This window comes from Rhodococcus sp. 852002-51564_SCH6189132-a (assembly GCF_001665495.1).
In the GTDB taxonomy this organism is placed as follows: Bacteria; Actinomycetota; Actinomycetes; order Mycobacteriales; family Mycobacteriaceae; genus Rhodococcus; species Rhodococcus pyridinivorans.
In genome coordinates this window covers 1-13,303 of record NZ_LZMJ01000014.1, presented here as the reverse complement: position 1 = coordinate 13,303, position 13,303 = coordinate 1, and the positions used below count along the sequence as shown (strand labels likewise).

General features: G+C 69.1%; 11 protein-coding genes. 8 read left to right on the top strand and 3 right to left on the bottom strand.

What is annotated here, in order from left to right; all coding sequences use genetic code 11:
- Positions 1-458: 458 nt before the first annotated feature.
- The 3 genes from A5767_RS02930 to A5767_RS02920 all read right to left on the bottom strand — a co-directional run bounded on the left by A5767_RS02930 (position 459) and on the right by A5767_RS02920 (position 3,260).
- Complete coding sequence (locus tag A5767_RS02930; protein WP_064851608.1) at positions 459-1,277, bottom strand: shikimate 5-dehydrogenase; 819 nt, start codon at positions 1,275-1,277, stop codon at positions 459-461.
- A gap of 317 nt (positions 1,278-1,594) precedes the next feature.
- Entirely contained in the window at positions 1,595-2,266 is a 672-nt protein-coding gene (locus A5767_RS02925) for an HNH endonuclease family protein (RefSeq protein ID WP_064851607.1), read from the bottom strand.
- A 70-nt stretch (positions 2,267-2,336) separates the two neighbouring features.
- Positions 2,337-3,260: an NADP-dependent oxidoreductase gene (locus tag A5767_RS02920; RefSeq protein ID WP_064851606.1), complete on the bottom strand. Its 924-nt coding sequence runs from the start codon at positions 3,258-3,260 to the stop codon at positions 2,337-2,339.
- 49 nt (positions 3,261-3,309) lie between these two features.
- Here A5767_RS02920 and A5767_RS02915 point away from each other — a divergent pair, with 49 nt between their 5' ends.
- From A5767_RS02915 to A5767_RS02880, 8 genes are all read left to right on the top strand, one after another.
- A complete protein-coding gene (locus A5767_RS02915) occupies positions 3,310-6,117 on the top strand; it encodes a DEAD/DEAH box helicase (RefSeq protein ID WP_064851623.1) in 2,808 nt (935 codons plus the stop codon).
- Positions 6,118-6,888 (top strand): SWIM zinc finger family protein, encoded by a 771-nt coding sequence (locus A5767_RS02910; protein WP_059383682.1) that lies wholly within the window; start codon positions 6,118-6,120, stop codon positions 6,886-6,888.
- A gap of 109 nt (positions 6,889-6,997) precedes the next feature.
- The gene (locus tag A5767_RS02905) at positions 6,998-7,549 is read left to right on the top strand and encodes a DUF1360 domain-containing protein (protein WP_064851605.1); all 552 of its coding nucleotides are present in this window, start codon (positions 6,998-7,000) and stop codon (positions 7,547-7,549) included.
- A gap of 206 nt (positions 7,550-7,755) precedes the next feature.
- Positions 7,756-9,288 (top strand): CoA-acylating methylmalonate-semialdehyde dehydrogenase, encoded by a 1,533-nt coding sequence (locus A5767_RS02900; RefSeq protein ID WP_064851604.1) that lies wholly within the window; start codon positions 7,756-7,758, stop codon positions 9,286-9,288.
- A gap of 11 nt (positions 9,289-9,299) precedes the next feature.
- The gene (locus A5767_RS02895; protein ID WP_006552560.1) at positions 9,300-10,454 is read left to right on the top strand and encodes an acyl-CoA dehydrogenase family protein; all 1,155 of its coding nucleotides are present in this window, start codon (positions 9,300-9,302) and stop codon (positions 10,452-10,454) included.
- On the top strand, positions 10,451-11,515 hold the full coding sequence (locus A5767_RS02890; RefSeq protein ID WP_024103686.1) for an enoyl-CoA hydratase/isomerase family protein: 1,065 nt from the start codon (positions 10,451-10,453) through the stop codon (positions 11,513-11,515). The genes A5767_RS02895 and A5767_RS02890 overlap by 4 nt, the downstream gene beginning before the upstream one ends.
- Complete coding sequence (mmsB, locus tag A5767_RS02885) at positions 11,512-12,420, top strand: 3-hydroxyisobutyrate dehydrogenase (protein WP_064851603.1); 909 nt, start codon at positions 11,512-11,514, stop codon at positions 12,418-12,420. The genes A5767_RS02890 and mmsB overlap by 4 nt, the downstream gene beginning before the upstream one ends.
- On the top strand, positions 12,417-13,193 hold the full coding sequence (locus A5767_RS02880) for an enoyl-CoA hydratase (protein WP_064851602.1): 777 nt from the start codon (positions 12,417-12,419) through the stop codon (positions 13,191-13,193). The genes mmsB and A5767_RS02880 overlap by 4 nt, the downstream gene beginning before the upstream one ends.
- Positions 13,194-13,303: the final 110 nt, after the last annotated feature.

Sequence of the window (13,303 nt, the reverse complement as noted above, 5' to 3'; positions counted from 1 at the left end):
GGCGACCCGCCGGCCGATGGGCAGTTCTCGTCGACGATTCGCAACATCGCCGACGAGAACTGCACTCCGGAGGCGGGACCACCGGTCGTGAATGGGACAGCTGCCACGGTAGGTGCTGCAGTCCTGGCGACCCTGCTCGGAGCGATCGTCGCCCACCTCGTCGAGGCTGCACCGGTGATCGCCGGCGAGTGCGAGGCGACCTACGGCGTCGACCTCGGCCCGTTCTTCACCGGCTGGTTCGTCGGCGACCTGGGGGGCGACACCGTGACCACCACGTTCGTGTTCCAGTCGGCGCGAACGGCCGCGTGGGTCAACAACTTCGATCTGCAGAACCCCCGCCACGCACGACATCACCCGCGTCGAGATGACCGTCGCGGTCGATGCCGCAGCCGTGGTGCTCGACGGTCTCGAACAGGGCCATATCGTCTGACGGCCGAGTCCTCCTCGGTCCCGACCGTTCAGGAACGGGAGTACTCCGACGCGCGGCGCACCTGCTCGCGCGTCGGGGTCACTCCCGTGTAGAGCTCGAACTGCAGTGCCGCCTGCAGCGCGATGACCTCGTCGCCCGTGATCACCGGGATGTCGTGCTCGCGGGCGAATCGGACGAGCGGGGTGTCCGCCGGGACGGCCACGACGTCGAAGACCGTCGACGCTGCGGCGACGAAGTCGTGGGGCAGCGGCAGGTCGTCCGCTTCGGCGCCGCCCGCCATCCCGATCGGAGTGGCGTTGACGATCAGCCCGGGTGCGACGTCGCTCGTGTCGGCGCGCCATTCGTAGCCGTACTTGCGTGCGAGCGGTCGTCCGGTGTCCCCGTTGCGCGCGACGATCGTTCCGTCGGTGAATCCGTTGTGGCGCAGCGCCGCTGTCACCGCCTTCGCCATGCCGCCGCTGCCCACCACCGTGACGGGCAGGGCGGAATCGACGCCGTGCTCGACGAGCAGATCGCTCACCGCCTGGTAGTCGGTGTTGTAAGCGTGCAGGACGCCGTCGTCGTTGACGATCGTGTTCACGGACTCGATGGCCCGCGCCGAATCGTGCAGCACGTCGACGAGGGGCAGCACGGCTTCCTTGAACGGCATCGACACCCCGGCGCCGCGGATGCCCAGGCCGCGTATCCCCGCCACGGCGTCCTCGATGTTCGCGGGCGCGAACGCCTTGTAGACGAAGTCGAGGCCGAGTTCCTCGTAGAGATGGTTGTGGAACCGGGTGCCGATGTTGCTGGGACGGCCGGACATCGAGATGCACAGCCGGGTGTCCTTGGAGATGCGCTCGAGCATTTGCTCACCGTAGACCCTACATGTTCGGAAACAGCGATTTTCTCAGGAGAGCACGTTGTTCTCACAACAAAGAACAAGATGCTGTCCGATGCAAGGGAGACGATCTGGGTGCAGGAGGACTGAGATTCGAACGGGAAGGCGCGATCGTCTGGTGCATCATCGACCGGCCCGCAGCGCGCAACGCGTTCACCCCGGCGATGTACTGCGGACCCGAACGTGCGGTGCGACTGGTCGATTCCGATCCCGACCTCGCCGCCCTCGTCATCTCCGCCGTCAACGGTATCTGCCAGGCGGGGAGACTGCTGGTCGCGATGATGTCACGGGCACGACTCCGCCGCGCCCACCAAGGCACGGTGGTCGTCGACCGTGATCGGCAACGCGTAGCGCACCGCCACGGTCAGGTACCGGCCGGCGAACCAGCAGCGGTAACCGGGAGCCGGTGGCAGCCACTGGGCCGGCGTGCCGTCGCGCTTGTCGAGGTTGGCCTGCCCGTCGACAGCGACGAGGTTGTAGGTGATGTCGTTCGCGAGCCGGAGTCGACGTTCGGCGGGCCATGCGGCGGCACCGAGATCCCAGGCCGCGGCGAGCGGATAGATGTGATCGATGTGCACGGCGTTCGCCTCGGCACGCCGGAACTCCACGCGCGCACCGGTGTACGGATCGTTCAGGACCCCACTCGTCACGACACAGTCGTCGGTGCCGGCCCGGAAGGTGGGGGAGGTGAGGTCGCGCGCGAGGACGTTGTTGCGGGTGTCGCAACCGTCGTGCCCACCGGCCCCGGGATGGTCGTCGGACCAGGCCGGACCGAACACGCATCGCTCGCCCGCGCCGCAGCCCCGCTGATAGCCGGGAACCTTCCGGCGCTGATCGACCACCGTCACCTGCTCGAGCAGGAGATGCACCTCGGCTCGGGTGGGGCTGCCCGGCACCGTCCCGGACCCCGGCGCGGTGCGGTCCCACAACCAGGACACCGCCACCGCGACCACCACTGCCGCCACCCACCACGTCGCGTTCCCCCCACGCACGCGGCGATCCTGACATGCCCTGCCGACAGGATCTTCAGGGCACGGTGACGACGATCTTCCCGCCGACGTGCCCGGACTCGACGAGTTCCAGCGCAGCCCCGGCCTCGGTGAGCGGAAAGGTCCGCTCGACGCGCGGCGTCAGAACACCACGCTCGACGAGCGCCACGACCTGCTCGAACACCTCCCGGGTCCGTCGCCGCGTGATTCCCGAACCGCCCAGCTCCTCCGCGCGTGCCGGATCGGCGACACTCACGACCCGTTCCGGTGCCCGCGTCAGCGCGACCGCCCGCTCGAGCACGTCGCCACCGACGAGGTCGACGACCGCGGTCACCGCCCCGCACCGTTCCGCGGTGGCCGCGACCCGCGCGTCGAACCCGTCACCGGACTCGATCCACAGACCGCCGCACGATTCGACGAGATCCCGTTTCCCCGCACTCGCCACACCGAGGACGGCGGCCCCGGCGTTGTGCGCGAGCTGCGTCGTCGCCGACCCGACACCACCACCGGCACCCAGGGCGAGGACGGTGTCCGCATCGACGATCTCGAGATACTCGACGATGTCGAAGGCCGTTCCGGCCGCGACCGGAAGGGTGGCCGCCACCTCGAACGGCACCGACTCGGGCACGAGCGCAGCAGCCCGCGCGTCGACGAGGGTGTACTCGGCGTAGCCGCCGTAGCCCTCCGCGGTGGCCCCGAAGACGGCGTCGCCCGGCCGGAAGCCGGTGTCCGGACCGGCGGCCTCCACCACACCGGCGACCTCCCGGCCGAGGACCGCCGGGAAGTGCACCGTGACGCTGCCTGTGCGCCGTCCGGACCGCACCTTCCAGTCGGCGGGGTTCACGCCCGCGGCCCGGACTGCCACGAGGAGCTGCCCCGGACCGGGCGGTGGGACGGGGGTGTCGAACAGCTGCTGTGTCTCCGGACCGCCGTACTCCACGAAGCCGTATGCGCGTGCCATGGGACCCAGCCTGCCATCGGGGTCGGGTGCGGCTGGCACGATAGTGGGCATGTTGCACGGGCTGTGGTCACCGGGATCCGGCCTGATGCTGTGGTGGGACCCCGCCGCAGAGCCCGATCCCGACGCGCTGCCGTCTGCGCTGCGCCGGTGGATCGACCGCCCGTTCCGCCATCGCGTCACCCTCACCTTCCCTACGGAGACGGAGCCGAGCACGCTGCCCGCCGTCGCGGTCGCACCGGCGGACGCAGCCGAGCTTCTGCTGGACATGCCGCGGCGTCCCGGGGGTGTCGGCGGCGATCTGCGATATCTCGCGCACGTCGCCCGTGGCATCGAGAGGTGGGCGCAGGCCGGCCGCGTCGCACCGGAGCTCGTGCGTGTCGAGAAGCAGTGGTGGGCGCGGTGGCGCCTGCTCGGCGGCGAGAAGACGCGGGCCTGGTCCGCCGAACTCGCGGCCGCGATGTCTCCCGCGCAACGACAGCTCGGACGGCCCGTCGATCTCCTCGACGATCTGTGCCGCGAACTGACCGACCCCATCGTGCGCACCCTCCACGGCTCGTCGACCTCGCTGCACCCCCTCGTCGCTGCACTGGCCGAGGGCAGTCCCCATCCCCGTGGCACCCAGCGCATGGCCGATGCGCTCGAGGAATGGCGTGCCAGCCTCGCCGGATACGAACCCGACCTCGTGCTGCGCCTCGTCGAACCGGACGACGTCGACGACGGGGTCGGAGCCGACTCCATCTGGCGGCTCGAGGTGTGCCTGCGTCCGGAGGGACAGTCCCCGACGCCGCTGCCCGTCGAGGACACCGACCCGCACCTGCTCCAGATCGGCGTGCGCAAGCTCGGGATCGCGCTCCAGGCCTATCCCCGCCTGCAGGACGTGCCCCGCGATCCCGACAGTCTCGACCTTCTGCTGCCCACCCCGGTCGTCGTCGATCTCGTCGAGCACGGCGCCCGGGAGCTCGACGCCGCAGGCATCGCGGTGCTGCTACCGCGCGCTTGGACCCGGGTCGATCCGTCCCTGCGTCTGCAGGTCGAGTCACCCGTCGCCCCCGTGAGCGCCGACGACAGCGTCGTCGGGATGAACGCGATCGTCTCGTACGAATGGCAGCTCGCCGTCGGCGACATGCTGCTCACCCCGTCGGAGATGGAAGAGCTCGTCGCGGCGAACAGCGACCTGGTCAAACTGCGCGGCAAATGGGTGCGGGCAGATGCCGAGGCGCTGGCCCGCGCGGCCCGGTACGTCACCGCGCATTCCGCCGAGGATGCGACCCTCGGGTCGTTGTTCGCCCAGTTCACCGGCGACGATGCTCCGCCCGCGGAGGTCACCGAGATCTCCGCCTCCGGCTGGGTCGAGATGCTGCTCGACGGGCAGGCGCACCCCGAGCCTGTCCCCGTGCCGGCGGGATTGAACGCCGAACTGCGTCCCTACCAGCAGCGCGGCCTCGACTGGCTCGCGTTCATGAGCCGGCTCGGTCTCGGCGCCGTGCTCGCCGACGACATGGGCCTGGGCAAGACCATCCAGGTGCTCGCGCTGCTCGCCCATGAACGAGAGTCGGGCCTGCGGAACGCCCCGACCCTGCTGGTCTGCCCGATGTCGGTGGTGGGCAACTGGCAGCGTGAGGCCGAACGGTTCGTGCCCGACCTGCGGGTGCACGTCCACCACGGCGCCCAGCGGCTGAGCGGACCGGCGCTCGCCGCCGCTGCCGCCGACCACGATCTCGTGGTGACGACGTACGCCATCGCCGCCCGCGACGTCGCGCAGCTCGCGACGCTGACCTGGCAACGCGTGGTCCTCGACGAGGCCCAGCACGTGAAGAACACCGCGACCGCGCAGTCCCGCGCCACGCGCGCCGTGCCCGCGGCGCACCGGATCGCGCTCACCGGCACACCGGTGGAGAACCGGCTCGAGGAACTGCGCGCGATCCTGGACTTCGCGAATCCGTCCCTGCTCGGCACCGCGGCGTCCTTCCGGGCCCGCTTCGCGGTGCCGATCGAGCGCGACCACGACGCCGTCGCTGCGGCGCGGTTGCGGGCGTTGTCCGCACCGTTCGTGATGCGCCGCGTCAAGACCGACCCCGACGTGATCTCCGATCTGCCCGAGAAGTTCGAGCAGACCGTGCGCGCCAACCTCACGGCCGAGCAGGCCGCCCTGTATCGGGCCGTCGTGGACGACATGATGCGCCGGATCCGGGACAAGGAGGGCATGGCCCGCAAGGGCGCGGTGCTCGCGGCGCTGACCCGGCTCAAGCAGGTGTGCAACCACCCCGCGCACTATCTGGGCGACGGCTCGCCCGTCCTGCGTCGCGGACGGCACCGCTCGGGCAAACTCGGCCTGGTCGAGGACATTGTCGAGTCGGTGCTGGCCGACGGCGAGAAGGTGTTGCTGTTCACGCAGTTCCGCGAGTTCGGTGAGCTCGTCGTGCCCTATCTCGAGGAGCGGTTCGCCACGACGGTGCCCTTCCTGCACGGGGGAGTGTCCAAGGGCCGGCGCGACGCGATGGTCGACGGCTTCCAGGGAGAGGGCGGCCCGCCGATCATGGTGCTCTCGCTCAAGGCGGGCGGTACCGGACTGAACCTCACCGCCGCCAACCACGTCGTGCATCTCGACCGATGGTGGAATCCGGCGGTGGAGAACCAGGCCACCGACCGCGCGTTCCGGATCGGGCAGCGTCGCGACGTCCAGGTCCGAAAGCTCGTCTGTGTCGGAACGGTGGAGGAGCGTATCGACGAGATGCTCACCGGTAAGCAGGAACTGGCCGAGATCGTGGTCGGGGCGGGGGAGAACTGGATCACCGAGTTGTCCACCGACCAGCTGCAGAGCCTGCTCACGCTCGGCGACGACGCGGTGGGGGACTAGATGGCACGGGGCAACGTACGCCGCTACGGCACGGCCCGCCGGATCGACGGTGGCATCGAGGCGCGCACCAAGCGGGGCGCGATCGGCCGAAGCTGGTGGTCGAAGGAACTGATCTCGGCGATGGAGGAGGTCGCCGAGAAGGGGCGACTGACGCGGGGCCGTGCCTACGCGCGCGCCGGTCAGGTGATCTCCATGCGACTCGAACCCGGTGCGGCCGTCGGCGAGGTGCAGGGCAGCCAGCTCACACCGTTCACCTCGGCGGTGCGGGTGCGGACGCTCGACGAGGACGCGGTGGGTGAACTCGTGTCGCTGGTCCGCTCGTCGCCGGGCATGCTGGCGCGACTCGCGGCGGGCATCCTCCCCGAAGAGCTGGGATCCTCCCTGCTGCCGCGACGCGCGGGTGAACTCGATTTCGACTGCACGTGCCCCGACGACTCGTGGCCCTGCAAGCACGCTGCGGCCGTTGCCTACCTGCTCGCAGAACACGTCGACGACCAGCCGCTCGCGGTCCTGACCCTGCGCGGACTGGACCTCGCGACGCTGATCGGGGGTGTCGACGAAGCGGATGCCGACGACGACGCGGCCGCGTCGCAGGACTTCTACGGTGACGACACCGAGTTGCCCGAGTTGCCCGCGGAGCGGTTCCGCCCGGCCCTCGATGACCTCGATCCGATGCTGCTGCGCCGCGCCTTGCGGGCCGGTGGAACCGACGAAGCCGTGGTGATCCGCGGGATCACCGACCTCGAGGATCTCTACCGCCGCATGCGCTGACCGCGATCGGACGCCGGTGGTTGTGCCGTCCGCACCCGGGGTATGCCGCCCGATGAAGGTGACGGCTCCGGTCGCGCCGCCGACAGCACATGCCACGAGTGGAGGATTCATGCGGACACCGGAAGCACCGTCGACAGCGCGAGAGAACGCCGAACGTGCGGTCGATGCGGTCCAGGACGAGGCCGACACCTATCGGAACGGGGAGGATCGCCCCCTCGGCGGATATGCGGTGCTCATGTCCGTCTACCTCACCACCGTCGGCACGCTCGGTGCCGTCGCGGCCAGGCGCGGGCGGGCGATGCCGAGGCCCGATGCCGGGGATCTCGTGGTCACCGCGCTCGCGAGCCACAAGATCTCCCGGATCGTGAGCAAGGCGGCGGTGACCAGCCCGGTGCGGGCACCGTTCACGAAGTTCGACGGCCCCGGTGGTCCGGCCGAGGTGATGGAGCAGCCGCGCAAGTCGTCGCGGGTCCGTCACGCGGTCGGGGAACTGCTTGCGTGCCCCTTCTGCCTCGACCTGTGGACGGTGACGGCGCTGGTCTTCGGCGGTGTCTACGCTCCGAATCTCACACGTCTGGTGGCGGGTTCGTTCGCGGCGCTGACCGGAGCCGACTTCCTGCACCTTGCGTACGCGAAGGCGCAGCAGATGGCCGAGGGCTGATCTCGACCCTCGGGTATCGACCCGGGTGCACGGACCCCTCACGCGACGATCGTTCGTGAGGGGTGCCGGCCGATCCGGTCCGGTGTGACGGTAGACATACGTGGACTTCCAACTATAGGATGAGCGAAGACTTCGGGCCTTCGCCCGTTCGCGCCGAAAATCGCACATCCCACGTCATCGCACCCCAGTAAAGGACGGGATCGGACATGAGCGTTCGAGAATTGACCCACTTCGTCGGCGGACAGCACGTCGCCGGCACCTCCGGCCGCTTCGCCGACGTCTTCGCCCCCAACACCGGAGAGGTCCAGGCCCGCGTGCCGCTCGCGGCCGACTCCGAGGTCGACGCCGTCATCGCCAACGCCGCCGAGGCGCAGAAGGTGTGGGCGTCCTGGAATCCTCAGAAGCGCGTGCGCGTCCTCATGAAGTTCGTGCACCTCGTGCAGGAGAACATGGACGAACTCGCCCACCTGCTGTCGAGCGAGCACGGCAAGACCGTCCCCGACGCGAAGGGCGACATCCAGCGCGGCCTCGAGGTGATCGAGGTCGCCATCGGCGCCCCGCACCTCCTCAAGGGTGAGTACACCGAGTCCGCAGGCGGCGGCATCGACGTCTACTCGATGCGTCAGCCCCTCGGTGTCGTCGCCGGGATCACCCCGTTCAACTTCCCGGCCATGATCCCGCTGTGGAAGGCCGGTCCTGCCCTCGCCGCCGGAAATGCATTCGTGCTCAAGCCTTCCGAGCGCGACCCCTCCGTGCCGCTCCGCCTGGCCGAGCTCTTCCTCGAGGCCGGCCTGCCCGCCGGTGTGTTCAACGTCGTCAACGGCGACAAGAGCGCCGTCGATTACCTGCTGAACGACCCGCGCATCAAGGCGATCGGCTTCGTCGGCTCGACCCCCATCGCGCAGTACATCTACGAGACGGCCGCGAAGAACGGCAAGCGCGCACAGTGCTTCGGTGGTGCGAAGAACCACGCGATCATCATGCCCGATGCCGACCTCGACCAGGTCGCGGACGCACTCGTCGGCGCCGCCTACGGCTCGGCCGGTGAGCGCTGCATGGCGCTGTCCGTCGCCGTCCCCGTCGGCGAGGAGACCGCGGACCGGCTCGTCGCCAAGCTCACCGAGCGCATCGCCGAACTGCGTATCGGCACCAGCTTCGACGAGAAGGCCGACTTCGGTCCGCTCGTGACCGCCGCCGCCCGCGACCGCGTGCACGGCTACATCGCCCAGGGCGTCGAAGAAGGCGCCGAGCTGGTCGTCGACGGCCGCGACTTCGTCCTCGAAGGACACGAGAACGGCTTCTTCTCGGGCGCCACCCTGTTCGACAAGGTCACCCCCGAGATGTCCATCTACAAGGAGGAGATCTTCGGCCCCGTGCTCACCGTGGTGCGTGCGCGCGACTACGAGGACGCTCTGCGCCTGCCCACCGAGCACGAGTACGGCAACGGCGTCGCGATCTTCACCCGCGACGGCGACACCGCCCGCGACTTCGCGGCCCGCGTCGAGGTCGGCATGGTCGGCATCAACGTCCCGATCCCCGTCCCGATCGCGTACTACACCTTCGGCGGCTGGAAGGCCTCCGGCTTCGGCGACCTCAACCAGCACGGCCCCGACGCCTTCCGCTTCTACACCAAGACCAAGACGGTCACGCAGCGCTGGCCGTCCGGTGTCAAGGAAGGCGACATCGAGGGTGCGCACGTGGCCGACACCGACCACTTCGTCATCCCGACGATGAACTAGGCGGTCCATCGATGTTCGTTCTCACCGACGACGACCGGGCGATCCGCGACACCGCCCGGGACTTCGCCACCGAATATCTGGCCCCGAACGCGGTCGAATGGGACCAGAGCAAGCACTTCCCCGTGGACGTGCTGCGCAAGGCCGCCGAACTGGGCATGGGCGGGATCTACGTCCGCGAGGACGTGGGCGGATCGGGGCTGCGACGCCTCGACTCCGTCCGCATCTTCGAGGAGCTCGCGAAGGGTTGCCCGTCCATCGCCGCCTACATCTCCATCCACAACATGGTCACGTGGATGATCGACAAGTTCGGCAACGACGACCAGCGCAAGCAGTGGATCCCGAAGCTCTGCACGATGGAGCACCTCGCGAGCTACTGCCTCACCGAGCCGGGCGCCGGATCCGATGCGGCGGCCCTGAGCACCAAGGCCGTTCGTGACGGCGACGAGTACGTGCTCACCGGAGTCAAGCAGTTCATCTCCGGGGCCGGCACGTCCGACGTCTACGTGGTCATGGCCCGCACCGGCGATACCGGCGCCCGCGGTATTTCGGCGTTCATCGTCCCGAAGGACACCACCGGGCTGTCCTTCGGCGCCAACGAGAAGAAGATGGGCTGGAACGCGCAGCCCACCCGCCAGGTCATCCTCGACGGCGCCCGCGTGCCCGCCGAGAACCTCCTCGGCACCGAGGGCGGCGGCTTCCGGATCGCCATGCACGGCCTCAACGGCGGCCGCATCAACATCGCCGCGTGCTCGGTGGGCGGCGGCCAGACCGCCCTCGACCGGGCGGTCGCCTACCTCGCCGAGCGCAAGGCATTCGGCGAGCGGCTGCTCGACTCGCAGGCGCTGCAGTTCCGCCTCGCCGACATGCGGATCGAACTCGAGGCCGCACGCACGATGCTGTGGCGTGCCGCCGACGCGCTCGACCGTGGCGCCGACGACGTCGTGGAGCTGTGCGCGATGGCCAAGCGCTTCGCCACCGACACCGGTTTCGAGGTCGCGAACGAGGCACTGCAGTTGCACGGCGGATACGGTTACCTTGCCGAGTACGGGATCGAGAAGATCGTCCGCGACCTGCGCGTGCATCAGATCCTGGAAGGAACCAACGAGATCATGCGGGTGGTCGTCGCGCGGAGCGTGGTGGCCGCAGCGCAGAACGGAGCGGCATGACCGGGCAGGAACCCGAGATCCTCATCGACGTGAAGGACGGCATCGGCCGTATCACGCTCAACCGGCCCAAGGCCATCAACGCCCTCAACCACGCCATGGTCCTCGAGATGTCGAAGGCCCTGAGCGCGTGGGAGAACGACGATTCGGTGCGTGCCGTGCTGGTGCGCGGTGCCGGTGAGCGCGGCCTGTGCGCCGGCGGCGACATCGTCTCGATCTACCACGACGCCAAGGACGGCGGCACGGGATCGCAGGACTTCTGGCGCGACGAGTACATCCTCAACGCCGCCATCGGTCGTTACCCGAAGCCGTACATCGCGATCATGGACGGCATCGTCATGGGCGGCGGCGTCGGGATCTCGGCGCACGGCAACGTCCGGATCGTCACCGAACGCTCGAGCATCGCGATGCCCGAGACCGGAATCGGATTCGTTCCCGACGTCGGCGGCACCTACCTGCTCTCGCGCACCCCCGGCGAGATCGGCACGCACATCGCGCTGACCACCGGACGGATGAAGGCCGGCGACGCCGTCACCCTGGGCTTCGCCGACCACTACCTGCCGTCCGATTCACTCGACAAGTTCGTCGCCGCACTCGAATCCGGCCCGCTCGAGGACGCGCTCGCCGAATACTCGCAGCCCGCACCGGAATCGGCGCTGCTCGGGCAGCGCGAATGGATCGACGCGGCGTACTCCGCCGACACCGTCGAGGAGATCGTCGAACGCCTTCGGGCTTCCGATGTTCCGGAGGCACGGGAGACCGCCGGCCAGGTGCTCGCGAAATCGCCTGTCGCGCTGAAGGTGACCCTCCGCTCGCTGCGTCACGCCCGGCAGCTCGGCAGCCTCGAAGAGGTGCTGAACGAGGAGTTCCGGGTCTCGACCGCCTCGCTGAAGTCGCACGACCTCGTCGAGGGCATCCGCGCACAGGTCGTCGACAAGGACCGCAACCCGCAGTGGTCGCCGGCGACCCTCGCCGATGTCACCGAGGCCGACGTCGACGCCTACTTCCAGCCGCTCGGCGATCTCGAACTCGGGCTCGCCGCTCCCAAGGAGAACGACCGATGAGTGAACTTCCCACCGTCGCCTTCCTCGGCCTCGGACACATGGGTGGGCCGATGGCCGCGAACCTCCTCCGCGCCGGGTACACAGTCAACGGTTACGACCCGGTTCCCGCTGCGCAGGAAGAGGCCACGAAGAACGGCATCACCGTCGCCGAGACCGCGACCGACGCGGTGCGCGGCGCCCAGGTCGTGATCACCATGCTGCCCAACGGCAAGCTCGTCCTCGACCTGTACGACGAGATCCTGCCCGCGGCCGAGGCGAACACGTTGTTCGTCGACAGCTCGACCATCGACGTCGCCGATGCCCGCGCGGCGGCGGAGAAGGCACGCAAGGCCGGTCACCGTGCCGTCGACGCCCCGGTCTCCGGCGGTGTCGCCGGTGCCGCCGCAGGCACCCTCGCGTTCATGGTCGGCGGCGGCGAGGACGACTTCGCCACCGCGAAGCCGCTGCTCGAGGCCATGGGACGTAAGATCGTCCACTGCGGCGGGTCGGGCAACGGCCAGGCCGCGAAGATCTGCAACAACATGATCCTGGGCATCTCGATGATCGCCATCAGCGAGGCATTCGTCCTCGGTGAGAAGCTGGGCCTCGACAACCAGGCACTGTTCGACGTCGCGTCCAACGCGTCCGGTCAATGCTGGGCGCTGACGAGCAACTGCCCGGTGCCGGGCCCCGTCCCGACCACCCCCGCGAACAACGACTACACGCCGGGCTTCGCGGCCGCGCTCATGGACAAGGATCTCGGACTGGCCGCGAACGCGGTGCGCGCCAACGGTGTCGAGGCCGAACTCGGACTGCGTGCAGCCGAGCTCTACCATCGTTTCAACACCGAGGGTGGTGGAGGACTCGACTTCTCCGCCATCATCACCGACATCCGAGACCGCTCGACCGTGAAGGACAGCCAGTGACCGATTTCGAGACCATCCTGCTCGACCGCAAAGGCCGCGTCGGCATCGTCACCCTCAACCGGCCGAAGGCGCTCAACGCCCTCAACAGCCAGTTGATGCGTGAGGTCGTCGCCGCCGTCGAGGAACTCGACGCGGACGACGAGATCGGTGCGATCCTGCTCACCGGCTCGGAGAAGGCGTTCGCCGCCGGCGCCGACATCAAGGAGATGGCTCCGAAGACCTTCGCCGAAGTCTACGCGGAAGACCTGTTCTCGCAGTGGGATCGGCTCTCGTCCGTCCGCAAGCCGATCGTCGCTGCGGTGTCGGGCTACGCGCTCGGTGGCGGTTGCGAGCTGGCGATGCTGTGCGACTTCATCATCGCGTCCGACACCGCCAAGTTCGGTCAGCCCGAGATCAAGCTCGGCGTCATCCCGGGCATCGGCGGATCGCAGCGTCTCACCCGCGCCGTGGGCAAGGCCAAGGCCATGGAAATGTGCCTGACCGGCCGCAACATGGACGCCGAGGAGGCCGAGCGCGCCGGACTCGTCTCGCGCATCGTTCCCGCCGCCGAACTGTTCGACGTGGCGCTCGAGACGGCGACGACCATCGCGTCGATGTCGCTGCCGGTTGCGATCATGGCGAAGGAGGCCGTCAACCGGTCCTTCGAGACGACGCTGGCCGAGGGCGTGAAGTTCGAGCGCCGCGTGTTCCATTCGACGTTCGCCACCGCCGACCAGAAGGAAGGCATGGCGGCCTTCGTCGAGAAGCGCGCGCCGGAGTTCAAGCACGCCTGATCCGCACCACCCGTACACGACGAAGGGCCGCCCCGAACGGGGCGGCCCTCCTCGTTTCTCCGGCAATCTCTCGCGCCTCACCACTTGGAAGGCGCACCGCCGGGGGGGCA